Origin of the sequence: Nocardioides abyssi, from assembly GCF_030412915.1 — a bacterium.
GTDB classification, from domain to species: domain Bacteria; phylum Actinomycetota; class Actinomycetes; order Propionibacteriales; family Nocardioidaceae; genus Nocardioides; species Nocardioides abyssi.
Map to the genome: position 1 here is coordinate 275859 of NZ_JAUHJR010000004.1, position 17201 is coordinate 293059.

Sequence of the window (17201 nt, forward strand, 5' to 3'; positions counted from 1 at the left end):
CGGCGACGCTCAGGCGCCCATCGCGTGGAAGCCGCCGTCGACGTGGACGATCTCGCCGGTCGTGGCCGGGAAGAAGTCCGACAGCAGCGCGCACACCGCGCGCGCGGTCGGCTCCTGGTCGGTGTTGTCCCAGCCGAGCGGCGCGCGGGTCCCCCACAGGTCCTCGAGGTCGCTGAAGCCGGGGATCGCCTTCGCGGCGAGCGTCCGCAGCGGACCGGCCGAGACCAGGTTGCAGCGGATGCCGTCCGCCCCGAGGTCGCGCGCGAGGTAGCGGGAGGTCGACTCCAGCCCGGCCTTCGCCACGCCCATCCAGTCGTACGCCGGCCACGCCACCGTCGCGTCGAAGGTCAGCCCGACGACCGACCCGCCACGACCCATCAGCGGCTTGCAGGCCAGCGCCAGTGACTTCAGGGAGTACGCCGACACCTGGACCGCCTGCGCGACGTCCTCCCAGGGGCCGTCCAGGAAGCGGCCGCCCAGCAGCGTCTCGGGGTTGCCGTAGGCGATGGAGTGCACGACCCCGTCGAGACCGGCGTCGGGGCCGAGGTGCTCGCGGACCAGGTCGGGCAGCCGCTCGAGGTGCTCGGGGTCGGTCACGTCGAGCTCGAGCACCGGCGGCTCGACGGGCAGCCGCTTGGCGATGCGCCGGGTGATGCCCAGCGCGCGGCCGAAGTTGGAGATGAGCACGGTCGCGCCCTGCTCCTGGGCGACCTTCGCGGTGGCGAAGCCGATGGAGGAGTCCATCGTGACGCCGGCGACGAGGATGCGCTTGCCCGCGAGGATCCCGGCAGGAGCTGCGGGGGTGGTGGTCGTGTCGGTCATGTCAGTGCCCCATCCCGAGGCCACCGTCGACGGGGATCACGGCCCCGGTGACGTACCCCGCGTCGTCGGAGGCCAGCCAGGTCACCGCGGAGGCGACCTCGGCCGGCACGGCGTAGCGCCCGAGCGGCACCTGCGCCTTGATCGTGTCGCGCTGCTCGTCGGTGAGCACCCCGGTCATGTCGGTCTCGACGAAGCCGGGCGCGACGACGTTGGTGGTGATCGACCGCGACCCGAGCTCGCGGGCCAGGGAGCGCGCCAGGCCGACCAGGCCGGCCTTGGAGGCTGCGTAGTTGGTCTGGCCGGCCGAACCGAGCAGCCCGACGACCGAGGAGATCAGGATGATCCGGCCGCGGCGCAGCCGCAGCATCCCCTTCGACGCGCGCTTGGCGAGGCGGTAGGAGCCGGTGAGGTTGGTGTCGATGACCGAGGACCAGTCGTCCTCGCTCATCCGCAGCAGCAGCGTGTCCTGGGTGATGCCGGCGTTGGCGACGAGCACCTCGACCGGGCCGTGCGCGGCCTCGACCTCGGCGAAGGCGGCGTCGACGGCGGCGGGGTCGGTCACGTCGCAGCGCACGTCGAGCGCGCCGTCGGGCGCGCCGCCGCTGCGGGTCGTCACCGCGACGCGGTCGCCCTGGGCCAGGAACGCCTCGGCGATGGCCCGGCCGATGCCGCGGTTGCCGCCGGTGACGAGCACCGACCTGCCTGCTGGGGACGTCGCCGCGGGGTCTGTGTCACTCACGTCCAAGGACGCTAGTGATTACCGATAGGTACGCCGAATGGCGCGGCGGCGGGTGCGTCCCCAGCGGGCCGGGATCAGTCGTCCTCGAGGCGGAAGCCGACCTTGAGGCCGACCTGGAAGTGCTCGACGGTCCCGTCCTTGACCTGGCCGCGGACCTGGGTCACCTCGAACCAGTCGAGGTGGCGCAGGGTGCGCGCGGCGCGCTCCACCCCGTTGCGGATGGCCTCGTCGATCCCGTCCGGCGAGGTGCCGACGATCTCGGTGACGCGGTACGTGCGGTTCGTCATAGGGAGCCTTCCGTTCGACGCGTGGGTAGCGCAGCCTAGCGACGTACGCTGGAGGACATGGCCCGCGACCAGCGCAGGGACCGCGACGACGCGGTGCGCATCACCACGGCGGCCTCCAGCCGCAACGTCGACATCGCCGCTCGTCAGAAGCGGTACCTGCTGTCGATGAGCATCCGCTCGATCTGCTTCGTGGGCGCCGTCGTGACCGCCCTCGCCGGGTGGCAGTGGGTCTGGCCGTTCCTCATCGCCGGCGCGATCATCCTCCCCTACATCGCCGTGGTGCTGGCCAACGTGCAGGCCACCCGCAAGGAGGGCTTCGCGCTGCAGACCGGCGCGTACGGGGCCCCCGAGCTTGGCCAGGGCCCCCGCGAGCCGGAGGTCGGCCGCGCCGGGCGATGATCCTCTCGTGACGGACCGGTTGATGGACCAGTGATGGAGCCCGACACCTGCTCGGCCAAGGGCTGCCAGGCGCCGGCCGCGTGGCAGCTGCTGTGGAACAACCCGAAGCTGCACACGCCCGAGCGCCGCAAGGTGTGGCTGGCGTGCGAGGACCACCGGCAGTCGCTGGCGGACTTCCTCGGCGCGCGCAGCTTCCTCAAGGACGTGGTCCCGCACGGGACCACCGACCAGCCCGACCAGCCCGACCAGCCGGAGCCCCCGGACCAGCCTCCGGCGGACTAGCCCCCGATGGCCGACATCGGCCGGTCGGGCTGCAGGAACGCCGGGTCGTCGATGCCGTGGCCGGCGCGCTTGCCGCGCATCGCGACGACCCACCGGTCGGCGATCTCGGAGTCCGGTGCACCGGACCGCAGGGCGGCGCGGAGGTCGGACTCCTCGCGGGCGAACAGGCAGTTGCGCACCTGGCCGTCGGCGGTGAGCCGCACCCGGTCGCAGTCGCCGCAGAACGGTCGCGTCACCGAGGCGATCACGCCGACCGTGGCGGGGCCGCCGTCGACGAGGAACAGCTCGGCCGGAGCGCTCCCCCGCGGCTCGACGGCCGGGGTGAGCACGAAGTCGCGCGCGAGCCGCTCGAAGATCTCCTCCGCGGTGACCATGCCGGTCCGCGACCAGCCGTGCTGGGCGTCCAGCGGCATCTGCTCGATGAACCGGAGCTCGTAGCCGCGCTCGATGCACCAGGCGAGCAGCTCACCGGCCTGGTCGTCGTTGGTGCCCCGCAGCAGCACGGCGTTGACCTTGACCGGGCCGAGCCCGGCGGCGCGGGCCGCCTCGAGCCCGGCGACGACGTCGTGGAGCCGGTCGCGGCGGGTGATCGTGTGGAAGGTCTCCGCGCGCACGGTGTCGAGGCTGACGTTGACCCGGTCGAGCCCGGCCGTGGCCAGCTTGTCGGCCGTGCGGGCGAGCCCGAGCGCGTTGGTGGTGATGGAGAGCTCGAGGTCGGGCCCGAGGGCGCGGGTGCGCTCGACGATGCCGAGCAGGCCGCGCCGCACGAGCGGCTCGCCGCCGGTGAACCGGACCTCCTGGATCCCCAGGTGCGCGACGCCGATCCCGATGAGCCGCACGACCTCGTCGTCGGTCAGCACCGAGTCGTCGGGCAGCCAGTCCAGGCCCTCGGCCGGCATGCAGTAGTTGCACCGCAGGTTGCACCGGTCGGTCAGGGAGACGCGCAGGTCGGTGGCCACCCGGCCGTACCGGTCCTCGAGAGCTCTCGTCGTCACCACTCCAGCAGTCTAGGCGCCCCACCCTCAGGAGTCGCAGATCACGCGCACCGCGGGCGGACCGCGCCACCGGGCCGGATAACCTCGAGAGGTGCGTCGCTTCCGGTTCCTGCTGAGTCGGCGCTGGGCCCTCTTCGCCGTCGCCATCGTCGTGGTGGCGTGGGCGACCTGGTGGCTCGGCAACTGGCAGTTCGACCGCCTCGACGAGCGTCGCGACAGCAACCGCGTCGTGGAGCGCAACGAGAACCTCGAGCCCGCGCCGGTCGGGGACATCCTCTCCCCCGGCGGCGAGGTCGCCGACGAGGACGAGTGGCGCGTGGTCACGGCGACGGGCGAGTACGCAGTCGAGGACACGGTCATCGTCCGCTACCGCACCCGCGACGGGCAGTCGGGCATCGACGTCGTGGTCCCGCTGGTCACCGACGACGGCACCACGCTGGTCGTCGACCGGGGCTGGATGGCCACCGACAACCGCGGCGGCGACGACGCCGACGTGCCGGCCCCGCCGCCGGGCGAGGTGACGATCACCGGCTACGTCCGTGAGGACGGCACCGGCGACAGCACCCGGGTCGTCGACGGCCGCACCCGCGCGGTCGACAGCCAGGCCATCGGCGAGGCGATCGGCCGCGAGACCTACGGCGGCTTCGTCGACCTGCGCTCGGAGGACCCCGAGCCGGCGGAGTCCCTGGCCGCGCCCGAGCTGCCGGAGCAGAACGACGGCCCGCACTTCTTCTACGGGCTGCAGTGGTGGTTCTTCGGGGCGCTGGCGATCTTCGGCTTCCTCTACCTCGCCTACGACGAGCTCAAGCGCGGCCCGCACGGCCAGCGCTCCGGCAAGCGGCCCCCGCGCCCCAAGGCCGACCCGCGCACCGGCAAGCGGCCGCCGCGTCCCCCGCGGCAGCCCGCCGACGGGGACGGCGCTCAGAGCGCGCGCAACGCGCCGCCGTCGACCGGCAGCATCACGCCGGAGACGAACGACGCCGCCGGCGACAGCAGGAACGCCGCCGCGCGACCGAACTCCTCCGGCCGCCCGTAGCGGCGCAGCGGGATCGTGGCCTCGGCCGCGGCCCGCACCTCGGTGGGGTCCCCGGCCAGCGCGTCGAGCTCGGCCACCCGGTCGGTGGCCACGCGCCCGGGCAGCAGCCCGTTGACGCGTACGCCGCGTGGCCCGACCTCGTCGGCGAGCGTCTTCGCGACCATGGCCAGGCCGGGTCGCAGCCCGTTGGAGAGAGCCATGTCGGCCAGGGGCGACCGGACGCTCGAGGACAGCACCAGGGCGAGCGGACCCGCCCTCGGGCAGCGCGGTGGCGACCGCCCGGCAGAGGCGGACGGCGCCGAGGAAGACCGTCTCGAAGGCGCTCGTCCACTGCTCGTCGGTCATCGCCAGCACCGGTCCCTTCGGCGGGCCGCCGACGCTGACCAGGGCGCCGTCGAGCCGGCCGAACGCTCCGTCCGCGGCCTCGAGCAGCCGGGCGGGCGTCGAGGGGTCGGCGTTGTCCGCGACGACCGTGGCCACGCGGTCCGGTCCCAGCTCGGCCCGCGCGTCGGCGAGCGCGTCCGCGGAGCGGCCGGAGAGCACGACGCGCGCCCCCTCGGCCACCAGCACGTCGACGGTGGCCCGGCCGAGCCCGCGGGCGCCGCCGGTGACGAGGTAGACGCGATCGGTCAGGGAGAGGTCCACCCGACCAGTCTCCCCCGGACCGGTCTCCCCCGCACCGTCACGGCGACCCGCGTCAGGCGGGCACGTCCTCGAAGAACTGGGTCCGGTGCAGCTCGGCGTACAGCCCGCCCTGGGCGAGCAGCTGCGCGTGCGTCCCGGACTGGACGATGCGGCCGTCCTCGAGCACGAGGATGAGGTCGGCGTCGCGGACGGTGGAGAGCCGGTGGGCGATCACCAACGAGGTCCGCCCGGCCAGGGCCGCGTCGAGCGCCCGCTGGACCGCGGCCTCCGAGCCGGAGTCGAGGTGGGCGGTGGCCTCGTCGAGCACGACGATCGAGGGCGCCTTGAGCAGGAGCCGGGCGATCGCGAGCCGCTGGCGCTCGCCGCCGGAGAGGCGGTAGCCGCGGTCGCCCACGACCGTGTCCAGCCCGTCGGGCAGCGCGCGGACGAGGGCGGCCACCTGGGCGGCCTCGAGCGCGTCCCACATCTGCTGCTCGGTCGCGCCCGGACGGGCGTAGCCGAGGTTCGCGCGGATGGTGTCGTGGAACATGTGCGCGTCCTGGGTGACGTACCCGACGACGTCCTCCAGCGACTGGAGGGTCACGTCGCGCACGTCGTGGCCCCCGACGCGGACCGCGCCCTGCTCGACGTCGTAGAGCCGGGCGACCAGGTGCGTCACCGTCGTCTTGCCGGCGCCCGACGGCCCGACGAGCGCGATCATCTGCCCCGCGTCGGCGGAGAAGGTGATGTCGTGGAGCACCTCGGCGGTGTCGCGGGCCTCGGGCCGGGCCACGGTCTCCAACGAGGCGAGCGAGACGTCGTCGGCGCGCGGGTAGGTGAAGGAGACGTGGTCGAACTCCAGGCGGGAGGCCGACGGCGGCAGCGCGACCGCACCCGGCTTCTCCCGCACGAGCGAGGGCAGGTCGAGGACCTCGAAGACCCGCTCGAAGCTGACCAGCGCCGTCATCACGTCGATGCGCACGTTGGACAGCCCCTGGAGCGGGCCGAGCAGCCGCAGCAGCAGGGTGGCCAGGGCCAGCAGGGTGCCGACCGTCAGGGTGCCGTCGATGGCCAGGTGGCCGCCGACGCCGTAGACCAGCGCGGTCGCCAGCGCGGGGACGAGCATCATCGCGGCACCGAAGATGCGGGTGATCAGCGAGATCCGCACCCCGAGGTCGCGCACGTTGGCGGCCTTGGACGCGAACAGCGCGTCCTCCTCGCCGCGGCGGCCGAAGAGCTTGAGCAGCATCGCGCCGCCGACGTTGAAGCGCTCGGTCATCACGTTGCCGAGGTCGGCGTTGCCGTCCATCTGGCGGCGGGTCAGGCCGGCCAGCTTGGCGCTGACGAAGCGGGAGACGCCGAAGAGGATCGGGAACATCGCCAGGCACAGCAGCGTGACCTGCCAGCTCAGCGCGAACATCGCGATGCCGACGACGAGCACCGCGATCGTGTTGGACACCGTGCTGGACAGGGTCGAGGTGAACGCGCGCTGGGCGCCGATCACGTCGTTGTTGAGCCGGGAGACCAGCGCGCCGGTCTGGGTGCGGGTGAAGAACGCCAGGGACTGGCGCTGCACGTGCCCGAAGACCTGCGTGCGGAGGTCGTAGATCAGGCCCTCACCGATCCGCGAGGACAACCACCCACCGATGACCGCGAGCACCGCGTTGACCAGCGCGACGCCGGCCATCGCCAGCGCGATCATCGTGACCAGGCCGCCGTCGCCCGCCAGGATGCCGTCGTCGACGACCCGCTGCACCAGCAGCGGGGTGACGACGACCATCGCCGCGTCGACGACCGTCAGCAGGAGGAAGACGGAGATGGTGCGCCGGTGCGGGCGCGCGAAGCCGAGCACCCGGCGCAGCGTCTCGCCGCTGATCCGGTTGTCGACCACGCTGCGGTCGGACCTCAGGTGGCGCCACGCCGCGCCCGCGCCGTACATGCCCGACATGGCTGCTCCTTCACCGGCCTCCCGCGAGGGCGGCCATCTCACGGAACCGGCGCACCTGCGCCTCGCGCTCCAGACGCCGCTGCGTCTCGAGGTCCCGTTCGTCCGCTCCCTGCAGGAGCGTCTTGATCTCGGTGACCGCGCCCGGGAGGGGCGCGACCAGGGCCTGCACCAGGTCGGCGACCGTCGAGTCCAGCTGCTCGGTCGGCACGGCGGCCAGCGCCAGGCCGATCCGCACGGCCTCGTCGGCACCGACCATCCGCGCGGTCGCGCAGATCTCGAGTGCCCTGGCGTACCCAACGCTCTCGACCAGCGGCTTTGTTCCCGTGAGGTCCGGCACCAGGCCGAGCGCCGCTTCCTTCATCGACAGCTGGGCGTCGGAGGAGAGCACGCGCAGGTCGCACGCGAGCGCGAGCTGGAAGCCCGCGCCGATCGCGTAGCCGTGCACCGCGGCCACCGAGACGAACCGCGGGTCGCGCAGGAAGGTGAAGCCGCGCTGGTAGGCGTCGATCGTCGCCGACAGCTCCGCGTCGGAGAGCGTGACCAGCCCGGCCACCGACTCCTCCTCGCCACCGATCGAGGACGGGTCCAGCAGCCTGCGGTCGAGCCCGGCGGAGAAGGCCGGCCCGTTGCCCCGCACCACCACGACGCGTACGTCGCCGGGCAGCCCGGCCCCGAGGTCGGCCAGCGCCCGCCACATGGTCGGCGTCTGCGCGTTGCGCACGTCCGGGCGGTCCAGCGTGATCGTCGCGACCGGACCGGTCAGGTCCAGCTGCAGGCCCGCCGCGGCGAGCGTCTCCGGTGAGGGTGTCGTCATGGGCGCGAGCCTAGGTCCGGCCGCCGACAACGCCTGCACCGCTGCCGAACGGCCGAGCAGCCGTCAGGCCAGGGACACCAGGTCGGCGTACTCCTCGTTCCACAGGTCCTCGTCGCCGTCGGGCAGCAGCAGCACCCGGTCGGGCTCGAGCGCGCGCACGGCGCCCTCGTCGTGGGTGACCAGCACGATCGCGCCCTCGTAGGAGCGGATCGCAGCGAGCACCTCCTCGCGGGAGGCGGGGTCAAGGTTGTTGGTCGGCTCGTCGAGCAGCAGCACGTTGGCGCTGGAGACCACCAGCGAGGCCAGCGCGAGACGGGTCTTCTCGCCGCCGGAGAGCACCTTGGCCGGCTTGTGCGCGTCCTCCCCGGAGAAGAGGAACGAGCCGAGCACCGAGCGCGCCTCGGTGTCGGTGAGCTGCGGGGCGGCGGACTGCATGTTCTCCAGCACCGTCCGCTCGGTGTCGAGCGTCTCGTGCTCCTGGGCGTAGTAGCCGACCTTCAGCCCGTGGCCCGGCACGACCTCGCCGGTGTCGGCCGCGTCGACGCCGGCCAGGATCCGCAGCATCGTGGTCTTGCCCGCGCCGTTGAGGCCGAGGATGACCACGCGGGAGCCCTTGTCGATCGCGAGGTCGACGTCGGTGAAGACCTCCAGCGAGCCGTAGGACTTCGACAGCCCCTCGGCGGTGAGGGGGGTCTTGCCGCAGGCGGCCGGCTTGGGGAAGGCGATCCGCGCGACCTTGTCGGCCTGCCGCTCACCCTCGAGCCCGGCCATCATCTTCTCGGCGCGCTTGAGCATCGACTGCGCCGCCGAGGCCTTGCTGGCCTTGGCGCGCATCCGGTTGGCCTGGTCGGTGAGCGTCTTGGCCTTGGTCTCGGCGTTGGCCCGCTCGCGCTTGCGGCGCCGCTCGTCGGTCTCGCGCTGGACCAGGTAGTCCTTCCAGCCCATGTTGTAGACGTCGATGACGCCGCGGTTGGCGTCGAGGTGGAGGACCTTGTTGACGGTCTCCTCCAGCAGCCCGTTGTCGTGGCTGATCACGATGAACCCGCCACGGTGGGCCTTGAGGAAGTCGCGCAGCCACACGATCGAGTCGGCGTCGAGGTGGTTGGTGGGCTCGTCGAGGATGAGGATCTCCGCGCCCGAGAACAGGATGCGCGCCAGCTCGACGCGGCGCCGCTGACCACCCGAGAGGGTCTTCAGCGGCTGGGTGAGGATCCGGTCCTCGATGCCGAGGCTGTGCGCGATGACCGCGGCCTCGGACTCGGCGGCGTACCCGCCACCGGCGTGCAGCTCGGCGTCGGCGCGCTCGTAGCGGCGCATCGCCTTGTCGCGCACGGCCGGGTCGTCGCTACCCATCGCCGTCTCGGCGTCGCGCAGGCGGCGTACGACGTCGTCGAGGCCGCGCGCGGACAGGATGCGGTCGCGCGCCAGCACCTCGGGGTCGCCCGTGCGGGGGTCCTGCGGCAGGTAGCCGACCTCGCTGCTGGTGGTCACCGTCCCGCTCGCGGGCTGACCCTCGCCGGCGAGGATCTTGGTCAGCGTCGTCTTGCCGGCGCCGTTGCGCCCGACCAGACCGATCTTGTCCCCGGGTGCGACCCGGAAGCTGACGTTCTCCATGAGCAGTCGCGCGCCCGCTCGGACTTCCAGCTGGGTGGCGGTGATCATGAGGCCTCCGAGTCTAGTTGTGGGTAAGGGCCAGGCACGAAACCCCAGGCACGTGTGAGGAGTCACCATGCGGTTCAACCCCAAGGCGCGGCTGGACACCGGACGGGTCCGCGACCGCGGGCGCGGCGGCGGTGGCGGCGGCTTCGGCGGACGGTCGGGCGGCGGCATGGCGATCCCCGGTGGCCTGCGCGCGGGCGGCGGCATCGGCGGCGTGCTCGTGGTGGTGCTGTTCCTCGTGCTGACCCAGTGCGTCGGGGGCGGCGGTGGGGGTGGCCTGCCCGGCCTGGGCGGCGCGGCGTACGACACCAGCCGGTTCGCCGACACCGACCGCTACGAGAGCTGCGAGACCGGCGAGGACGCCAACAACGACCCCGACTGCGCGCGCGTCGCGGTGGAGAACTCCCTGCACGACTTCTGGTCCGACGAGCTCGGCGGCCGGTTCCAGCCGGTCGACCAGCTCGCGACGTTCTCCGGCTCGACCCAGACCGGCTGCGGCGGCGCGACGTCCGACGTCGGGCCGTTCTACTGCCCGGGCGACTCCTCGATCTACCTCGACACCACCTTCTTCGACGCGGTGCTCGAGCGGCAGCTCGGCGGCCCGGACGGTGGCTTCGTCGAGCCCTACGTGCTGGCCCACGAGTACGGCCACCACATCCAGAACCTGCTCGGCGCCATGGGCAAGGTCCGCACCCAGCAGGGCCCGCAGAGCGACGCGGTGCGGCTGGAGCTGCAGGCCGACTGCTACGCCGGCATGTGGGCGCGGGCGGCCACCTCGACCCAGGACGCCGACGGCCAGGTGCTCATCAGCGAGCTGACCGAGCGCGACGTGCAGGAGGCGGTCGCGGCTGCCGAGGCCGTCGGCGACGACCGGATCCAGCAGAAGACCCGCGGGCAGGTGACCGAGGAGACCTGGACCCACGGCTCGGCCGCGATGCGCGTGCGGTGGTTCCGCACCGGCTTCGAGACGGGCTCGCTCGACGACTGCGACACCTTCACGGCCCGCAGCCTCTGACGGGGCTCAGTCGCGCAGCAGCGCCTCGAGGTGCGGGGCCTGCCGCTGGAGCGCGCGCAGGTGCGGGGCGACGGCGGGGTGGCGATACTTGCCGGCCAACGCGCCCTCTCCCCCGGCCACCCGCGCGAGCGCCCACTCGGCCCGGTTGAGCGCGGTGAGCACCGCGGTCACGCGAGCGCCGTGCAGCACCTGCTCGGGCGTGGCCAGGCCGTCGGGGAGGCCGAGGAGGTACGCCTCGACCAGCGGCTCGAGCTCCTCGCGGGCCTGGAGGGCGTAGTAGCCGAGGTCGGCGCCCACCGGCCCGTGCCCGAGGGTTCCCCAGTCGAGCGCGAGCAGGTCGTCGCCGTCGCGGCCCGGCAGGTTCGCCGGCGTCGGGTCGCCGTGCTGCGGCACCTGCGGCAGGTCGTCCAGCCCGCCCAGCAGCGTGAGCCGCCGCGACCACAGGTGGTCGGCGACGTCGGCGACGGTCGTGCGCGCCAGGGTGCGCCACCCGCCGCCGCGCTCGACCCGGGTCATCCGGTGCCGCAGCTGGTCCCGCGCGAGCGCCGGTCCCTCCAGCGCCGCGCCGGCGAACCTGCCGAGGCACAGCGCGACGAACAGCCCGCTGTTGGCGGCGTCCTCGACCCACGCCTGGGTCAGCGTGATGCCCTCGGCGTCCTCGTCGGCCGCCGCCTGCGGGTCGGCCCGCAGACCGGGCGTGCCGACGACCAGGCCGCTGGTGAGGACGTCCGCCGGCCGTCGCCAGTACGCCGGGTGGTGCGGGTCGGTGAGCTCGTGCGGGTCGTCCGGGGCGGGGCGCGCGAGCCGCTTGACCACGACCGGCTGGTCGCCGAGGACCGTGCGCCAGACCCCGACGGTCGACGTACCGCTCCCGCCGGGCATCGCCAGCCACCCCGGCTCGGGCTGCCACATGGCTCGGACGCTAGCCACGGGGGCCGCCCACGTCACGCAGGCGCGCACGAGGAGGGTGTCAGGGCGCGTTGTGCACCCGCACCTGGATCGCGCAGGCGTCGAGGACGGCGCCGTCGAGCACGGCCCGGCGGGGGTCGGGCACGGCGAGCCAGGGGCCGACCACGCGGAGCCGGGCGAGCGCCGGGTCGGCCAGCGCCTCCTCGACCGCGGCCCGGTCGCCGCCGGTGACCAGCGGGCCGGCCAGGCCGGCGAGCACGCGGGCGGCGTGGCCCGCCGCGGCCTCGTAGGCCGAGCGGGCCTGGTTGTCCCGCCGCCGGGCGAAGCGTTGCTGGCTCTGGCCACCGGCCTTGGTGCGGCCCTGGACGTGCCGCTGGCCGACCTTGGAGTCGACGACGGCGGTGCCGGACAGCCGGGCCACGGCGAAGCCGCCCTTGCGCACGAGCAGCACGCCCCAGTCGGCCGGGACGGCGGCCGAGGCCGCGGTGGCGAACGCGTCGACGTCCGGCAGGTCGGCGTACTGCCCGTCGAACGGCAGCGACGCCGCGAAGGTGGAGCCGTCCGCCGCGGTGCCGGCGAGCGCGCCGGCGGAGACCGTCAGCGCGGTCGACCCGTGCCGGCCCTGGAAGTTCAGCACCCACCGCGGCCAGCGCTCCGCGGGCACCGGGACCACCTGGGCGCCGGCGGTCACCGCTTCGGCGGCTTCGGGTGCAGCACGCGGAACCGCTCGAGCACCACCGGCATGTCGGGGCGGAAGCCGCGCCCGTGCGGGTCGACGTCGCGGAAGAACGCCTCGTGGCGGGCCCGCCAGGTCGCCAGCGTGCGGTCGCCCTCGCCCTCGGCGGACGCGTGCTCCTCCGGGACCTCGTCGAAGGGCACGACCACGACCTCGGTGGTCGCGACCAGGGCCCGCGGGTGGCCGCCGCCGTCGAGCACGATGCCGAGCGTGCCCGGCTCCGGCAGCGGCTCGCCCTCAAGCCGGTAGTCCTCGGCGGCGCTGGCGGTCGCGGTCTTGACCCCGTCCAGCACCAGGCGGGCCAGCGCGTCGGCCTGCTCCGGCGTGGACCCGAGGGACCAGGCCGGCGGAGGCAGCGAGACCAGGCCCGAGGGACCGAAGTACGCCGGCAGCCGCTCGAGCTTGGCCTGCCGGCGCGCGAGCACCCAGAAGGTCTCGACCTCGGGGTCGCTCGCGGGCGCGGTCATCTCCGGCTCAGACGTTGAAGCCGAGGGCGCGCAGCTGCTCGCGGCCGTCGGGGGTGATCTTGTCCGGGCCCCACGGCGGCATCCAGACCCAGTTGATCGCGACGTCGTTGACCAGGCCCTCGAGCGCGGCGTTGGTCTGGTCCTGGATGACGTCGGTCAGCGGGCAGGCCGCCGAGGTGAGCGTCATGTCGAGGACGACGTTCGAGCCCTCGTCGACGTGCACGTCGTAGACGAGGCCCAGGTCGACGACGTTGATCCCCAGCTCGGGGTCGACGACGTCCTTCATCGCCTCGGTGACCTCCTCGGGCGAGACGGTCGAGGAGCCGGCAGGAGCGGCACCGGTGGCCTCGGGGACCTCCGGCAGGTCGGAGTGGTCGAGCTCGGTCATCGGGTCTCCTCCAGGGATCGGGTCGTGGCGTCCTTCCAGGCCATCCACGACAGCAGGGCGCACTTCACGCGCGCCGGGAACTTCGCGACACCGGCGAAGGCGATGCCGTCCTCCAGCACGTCCTCGTCGGGCTCCACGGTCCCCTTGCCCTGCATCAGGGCCAGGAACTCCTGGTGCACCGACATCGCCTCGTCGACCGGCTTGCCGATGACGAGGTCGGTGAGCACCGACGCGGAGGCCTGCGAGATCGAGCAGCCCACGGCGTCGTACGACACGTCGGCGACGGTGCCGCCGTCGAGGTGCACGCGCAGCGTGACCTCGTCCCCACAGGTCGGGTTCACGTGGTGGACCTCGGCCTCGTAGGGGTCGCGCAGCCCCGCGTGGTGCGGGTTCTTGTAGTGGTCCAGGATGATCTCCTGGTACAGCGAGTCCAGCTCGGCGTTCATTCCTCAGCCCACCTTGAAGTACGCGCGGGTGTGCTCGAGGCCCTCCACCAGGGCGTCGATCTCCGCGGGGGTCGTGTAGAGGTACGACGACATCCGGGTCGAGCTCTGCACGCCGAAGCGCGCGTGCGCCGGCTTCGCGCAGTGGTGGCCTGCGCGCACGGCGACGCCGCGGGAGTCGAGCACCTGGGCGATGTCGTGGGGGTGCACGCCGTCCATCTCGAACGCCACCGCTCCCCCGCGCCGGGTGGCGTCGAGCGGGCCCATCACGCGCAGGCCGGGGATCGTGGCAAGCCCCTCCAGGGCGTACGCCGTGATCGCCTGCTCGTGGCGGTGGATGTTGTCCATGCCGACGGCCGCGAGGTACTCCAGCGCGGCGCCGAGCCCGACGGCCTCGACGATCGGCGGGGTGCCGGCCTCGAAGCGGTGCGGGATGCCGGCGTACGTCGACCGCTCCATGCGGACGGTCTCGATCATCTCCCCGCCCCCGAGGAACGGCGGCAGCTGCTCCAGCAGCGACCGCTTGCCCCACAGCACGCCGATGCCGGTCGGGCCGACGACCTTGTGGCCGGTGAAGACCAGCACGTCGGCGTCGACCTCGGTGACGTCGACCGGCAGCTGGGGCGCGGCCTGGGAGGCGTCGACCACGACGATCGCGCCGACCTCGTGGGCGCGCCGCGCGATCTCGGTGACCGGGTTGATCGTGCCGAGCATGTTCGAGACCCAGGTCAGCGAGACGACCTTGGTCCGCTCGGTGATCAGGGAGTCGATGTCGGAGAGGTCCAGCTCGCCGTCGTCGGTCAGGCCGAACCACCGCAGGGTGGCGCCCTTGCGCTCGGTGAGCAGCTGCCACGGCACGATGTTGGAGTGGTGCTCCATCTCGGTGATGACGACCTCGTCGCCCTCGCCGATCGCCAGGTCACCGGTGGCCCACGCGAGCGTGTTGGCGACCAGGTTGAGCGCCTCGGAGGCGTTCTTGGTGAAGACCACCTCGTCGCGGCTCGGGGCGCCGATGAACCGCGCGACGACGTCGCGCGCGTTCTCGAACGCCTCGGAGGACTCCGCCCCGAGCTGGTGCATGGCGCGTGCGACGTTCGCGTTGTGCCGCTCGAGGTGGTCGACCATCGCGTCGATCACGCACTGCGGCTTCTGCGAGGTGTTCGCGCTGTCGAGGTATACCAGCGGCAACCCGCCCGCGAGCGTGCGCTCGAGGATCGGGAAGTCCTTGCGGATGACCTCCAGCTCGGGGAGGAGACCGGGCAGCACGATCAGACCTGGGCCTTCAGGAACCGGTCGTAGCCGTTGGCCTCGAGCTCGTCGGCCAGCTCGGGGCCGCCGGACTCGGCGACCCGGCCGTCGACGAAGACGTGGACGCGGTCGGGCTCGATGTAGCGCAGGATGCGGGTGTAGTGCGTGATGAGCAGGACGCCCTTGCCCTCCTGGCCGCGGAAGCGGTTGACGCCCTCGGAGACGACCTTGAGCGCGTCGATGTCGAGGCCGGAGTCGGTCTCGTCGAGGATCGCGACCTTGGGGTCGAGCAGCTCGAGCTGGGCGATCTCGTGGCGCTTCTTCTCGCCGCCGGAGAAGCCCTCGTTGACCGAGCGCTGGGAGAAGGTCGAGTCGAGGTTGAGCCGGTCCAGGGCGCCGTTGACGTCCTTGACCCAGGTGCGCAGCTTGGGCGCCTCGCCGTCGATGGCGGTCTTGGCGGTGCGCAGGAAGTTCGCGACCGAGACGCCGGGGACCTCGACGGGGTACTGCATCGCGAGGAACAGGCCGGCGCGGGCGCGCTCGTCGACCGACATCGACAGCACGTCCTCGCCGTCGAGGGTGACGCTGCCGCCGGTGATCGTGTACTTCGGGTGGCCCGCGATCGAGTAGGCCAGGGTCGACTTGCCGGACCCGTTGGGGCCCATGATCGCGTGGGTCTCGCCCGACGCGATGGTCAGCGTGACGCCCTTGAGGATCTCCTTGGGACCGTCCTCGGTGTCCACGGACACCTGCAGGTCCTTGATGACGAGCTCGCTCATGAGGGGGTGACTCCGTTCAGGGTGGTGGTGGTGTCGACGTAGACGCTCGGTCCGTCGGGGCCCTCGCGGACCTCCACGGGGAAGGTCGCGACGGGTTCGGTGGCCGGGAGGCCGGTGGGCTTGCCGCTGCGCAGGTCGAAGCGCGAGCCGTGCAGCCAGCACTCGACCGTGCAGTCCGCGACCTCGCCCTCGCTGAGGGAGACGGCCGCGTGGGAGCAGAGGTCCTGCAACGCGAAGACGTCGTCGCCGTCGCGGGCGACCGCGACGTCGTACGCCCCGACGGTGACGGCCAGCGCCTCGTCGGTGGGGACGTCGCTCAGCGCGCAGGCCCGCTCGAAGGTCACGAGGCCCCCGCCGGGGCGAGCTCGTCGAGCACGTTCTTGGCCAGCTCGGCCTCGACCGTCGCGGTCAGCTGCTCCTCCAGCGAGGGGATGCCGACCTTGCGGATGAGGTCCTGGAAGAACCCGTGCAGCACCAGGCGACGCGCCTCGGCGTCGGATATGCCGCGCGCGCGCAGGTAGAACAGCTGCTCGTCGTCGAACCGGGCGGTCGCCGACGCGTGGCCCGCGCCCTCGATCTCGCCGGTCTCGATCTCCAGGTTCGGCACCGAGTCGGCCTGGCAGCCGTCGGTGAGCACGAGGTTGCGGTTCTCCTCGTAGGTCTCGATGCCCTCCGCGACCTTGCGGATGAGCACGTTGCCGATCCAGACCGTGCGCGCGCCCTGGCCCTGCAGCGCGCCCTTGTAGACGACGTTGGACTTCGTCCGCGGCTGGTTGTGGTCGGCGAAGAGCCGGTGCTCGAGGTGCTGGCCGGCGTCGGCGAAGTACAGGCCGAGCAGCTCGGCCTCGCCGCCGGGGCCGTCGTACTGGACGTTGGCGTGCATCCGCACCACGTCGCCGCCGAAGCTCACCGAGGTGTGCTTGACGCTGGCGTCGCGGCCCACGCGGATCGCGTCGCGGCCCAGGTGGACGGCGTCGTCGGCCCAGTCCTGCAGCGAGACCATGTTGAGCTCCGCGCCGTCCCCGACCACGACGGTCGTGGTGGCGGCGTACCGGGCCGAGCCGGTGTGTCGCAGCACGATCGTGGCCTTGGAGAAGCGGCCCAGGCGCACCACGACGTGGCCCCAGACCAGGTCCTCGGCGTCCTCGCCGGTCAGCGTCACGACGACCGGCTCGGTGCTGTCGAGCTCCAGGTCGGCCGGCACGTCGAGCAGCACCGCGCCGCCGGCGTTGGCGACGGCCAGCGCGGACGGGCGGTCGTTCGGCGCGAGCTCGCCGATCTCGCGCGCCTGCTCGGCGGTGATCTCGGTCAGCGTCACGCCCTCGGGCAGCGTCGCCTCGCGGCGCAGCTGCTTGTCGGACGCCTCGCCGTCGAGGATCCCGCGCAGCCGCTTGAGCGGCGTGAAGCGCCAGACCTCCTCGCGCCCGGTCGGGACCGGGTGGTCGGCGAGGTCGTACGACGGCGGCGGGTTGAGGTGGGACTCCACCCGGCCCTGCTCGAGCGCGCTCGCGACGCTGTCGCGAGCGGTGTCGAGCCCGGTGCCGGGATCGGTGTCAGTCACGGTCACTACGAAAGTCTTCCTTGGTTCGGCGGTGAGGGACGGGGACGGCG

Annotated in this window: 21 protein-coding genes and 1 pseudogene; 4 read left to right on the forward strand and 18 right to left on the reverse strand. The window is 73.0% G+C overall.

Features of this window, described 5'->3' with window-relative positions:
* Positions 1-9: 9 nt before the first annotated feature.
* The 3 genes from fabI to QWY29_RS12210 form a co-directional block, all read right to left on the reverse strand.
* Positions 10-822 carry an enoyl-ACP reductase FabI gene (gene fabI / locus QWY29_RS12200; protein WP_300961212.1) on the reverse strand — a complete coding sequence of 271 codons (813 nt, stop codon included), beginning with the start codon at positions 820-822 and terminating at the stop codon, positions 10-12.
* A gap of 1 nt (position 823) precedes the next feature.
* On the reverse strand, positions 824-1561 hold the full coding sequence (locus QWY29_RS12205) for a beta-ketoacyl-ACP reductase (RefSeq protein WP_300961214.1): 738 nt from the start codon (positions 1559-1561) through the stop codon (positions 824-826).
* A gap of 74 nt (positions 1562-1635) precedes the next feature.
* A complete protein-coding gene (locus QWY29_RS12210) occupies positions 1636-1848 on the reverse strand; it encodes a dodecin (RefSeq protein WP_300961216.1) in 213 nt (70 codons plus the stop codon).
* A gap of 57 nt (positions 1849-1905) precedes the next feature.
* Here QWY29_RS12210 and QWY29_RS12215 point away from each other — a divergent pair, with 57 nt between their 5' ends.
* Entirely contained in the window at positions 1906-2247 is a 342-nt protein-coding gene (locus QWY29_RS12215; RefSeq protein ID WP_300961218.1) for a DUF3099 domain-containing protein, read from the forward strand.
* Between the two features lie 33 nt (positions 2248-2280).
* Entirely contained in the window at positions 2281-2529 is a 249-nt protein-coding gene (locus QWY29_RS12220; RefSeq protein ID WP_300961219.1) for an acetone carboxylase, read from the forward strand.
* Here QWY29_RS12220 and moaA read toward each other — a convergent pair.
* On the reverse strand, positions 2526-3527 hold the full coding sequence (gene moaA, locus QWY29_RS12225) for a GTP 3',8-cyclase MoaA (RefSeq protein ID WP_300961222.1): 1002 nt from the start codon (positions 3525-3527) through the stop codon (positions 2526-2528). The two genes, QWY29_RS12220 and moaA, sit on opposite strands and share 4 nt — an antisense overlap.
* Positions 3528-3615: 88 nt before the next feature.
* Between moaA and QWY29_RS12230 the strand changes: the two genes are divergently transcribed.
* Positions 3616-4560: an SURF1 family cytochrome oxidase biogenesis protein gene (locus tag QWY29_RS12230; protein WP_300961223.1), complete on the forward strand. Its 945-nt coding sequence runs from the start codon at positions 3616-3618 to the stop codon at positions 4558-4560.
* Here the strand turns inward: QWY29_RS12230 and QWY29_RS12235 are convergent.
* The 5 genes and pseudogenes from QWY29_RS12235 to abc-f all read right to left on the reverse strand — a co-directional run bounded on the left by QWY29_RS12235 (position 4446) and on the right by abc-f (position 9608).
* Positions 4446-4796, reverse strand: coding sequence for an SDR family oxidoreductase (locus QWY29_RS12235; RefSeq protein WP_300961225.1), 351 nt, complete (start codon positions 4794-4796; stop codon positions 4446-4448). The two genes, QWY29_RS12230 and QWY29_RS12235, sit on opposite strands and share 115 nt — an antisense overlap.
* 70 nt (positions 4797-4866) lie before the next feature.
* Positions 4867-5205 (reverse strand): annotated as a pseudogene (locus QWY29_RS12240) (SDR family NAD(P)-dependent oxidoreductase); the annotation flags it as partial.
* A gap of 52 nt (positions 5206-5257) precedes the next feature.
* A complete protein-coding gene (locus QWY29_RS12245) occupies positions 5258-7132 on the reverse strand; it encodes an ABC transporter ATP-binding protein (protein ID WP_300961227.1) in 1875 nt (624 codons plus the stop codon).
* A 10-nt stretch (positions 7133-7142) separates the two neighbouring features.
* Positions 7143-7946 (reverse strand): enoyl-CoA hydratase/isomerase family protein, encoded by an 804-nt coding sequence (locus QWY29_RS12250; RefSeq protein WP_300961229.1) that lies wholly within the window; start codon positions 7944-7946, stop codon positions 7143-7145.
* Between the two features lie 63 nt (positions 7947-8009).
* Positions 8010-9608, reverse strand: coding sequence for a ribosomal protection-like ABC-F family protein (gene abc-f / locus QWY29_RS12255; protein WP_300961231.1), 1599 nt, complete (start codon positions 9606-9608; stop codon positions 8010-8012).
* Positions 9609-9675: 67 nt separating this feature from the next.
* Between abc-f and ypfJ the strand changes: the two genes are divergently transcribed.
* Complete coding sequence (gene ypfJ, locus QWY29_RS12260) at positions 9676-10620, forward strand: KPN_02809 family neutral zinc metallopeptidase (protein ID WP_300961235.1); 945 nt, start codon at positions 9676-9678, stop codon at positions 10618-10620.
* Between the two features lie 6 nt (positions 10621-10626).
* Here the strand turns inward: ypfJ and QWY29_RS12265 are convergent, their stop codons facing one another.
* The 9 genes from QWY29_RS12265 to sufD are packed head-to-tail and all read right to left on the reverse strand — an operon-like array spanning position 10627 to position 17151.
* A complete protein-coding gene (locus QWY29_RS12265) occupies positions 10627-11532 on the reverse strand; it encodes a phosphotransferase (protein ID WP_300961237.1) in 906 nt (301 codons plus the stop codon).
* A gap of 58 nt (positions 11533-11590) precedes the next feature.
* Positions 11591-12193, reverse strand: coding sequence for an acVLRF1 family peptidyl-tRNA hydrolase (locus tag QWY29_RS12270; protein WP_300961240.1), 603 nt, complete (start codon positions 12191-12193; stop codon positions 11591-11593).
* A gap of 23 nt (positions 12194-12216) precedes the next feature.
* On the reverse strand, positions 12217-12732 hold the full coding sequence (locus QWY29_RS12275; RefSeq protein ID WP_300961243.1) for an ASCH domain-containing protein: 516 nt from the start codon (positions 12730-12732) through the stop codon (positions 12217-12219).
* 7 nt (positions 12733-12739) lie between these two features.
* Complete coding sequence (locus QWY29_RS12280) at positions 12740-13120, reverse strand: metal-sulfur cluster assembly factor (RefSeq protein ID WP_166188327.1); 381 nt, start codon at positions 13118-13120, stop codon at positions 12740-12742.
* Positions 13117-13566 carry a Fe-S cluster assembly sulfur transfer protein SufU gene (sufU, locus tag QWY29_RS12285; RefSeq protein ID WP_300961251.1) on the reverse strand — a complete coding sequence of 150 codons (450 nt, stop codon included), beginning with the start codon at positions 13564-13566 and terminating at the stop codon, positions 13117-13119. The genes QWY29_RS12280 and sufU overlap by 4 nt, the downstream gene beginning before the upstream one ends.
* A gap of 3 nt (positions 13567-13569) precedes the next feature.
* The gene (locus QWY29_RS12290; RefSeq protein ID WP_300961369.1) at positions 13570-14835 is read right to left on the reverse strand and encodes a cysteine desulfurase; all 1266 of its coding nucleotides are present in this window, start codon (positions 14833-14835) and stop codon (positions 13570-13572) included.
* Positions 14832-15590, reverse strand: coding sequence for a Fe-S cluster assembly ATPase SufC (gene sufC, locus QWY29_RS12295; RefSeq protein ID WP_300961254.1), 759 nt, complete (start codon positions 15588-15590; stop codon positions 14832-14834). Before sufC ends, QWY29_RS12290 begins: the two co-directional genes overlap by 4 nt.
* The gene (locus QWY29_RS12300) at positions 15587-15934 is read right to left on the reverse strand and encodes a non-heme iron oxygenase ferredoxin subunit (protein WP_300961256.1); all 348 of its coding nucleotides are present in this window, start codon (positions 15932-15934) and stop codon (positions 15587-15589) included. The genes sufC and QWY29_RS12300 overlap by 4 nt, the downstream gene beginning before the upstream one ends.
* Positions 15931-17151: a Fe-S cluster assembly protein SufD gene (gene sufD / locus QWY29_RS12305; RefSeq protein ID WP_300961258.1), complete on the reverse strand. Its 1221-nt coding sequence runs from the start codon at positions 17149-17151 to the stop codon at positions 15931-15933. Before sufD ends, QWY29_RS12300 begins: the two co-directional genes overlap by 4 nt.
* Between the last annotated feature and the right edge of the window lie 50 nt (positions 17152-17201).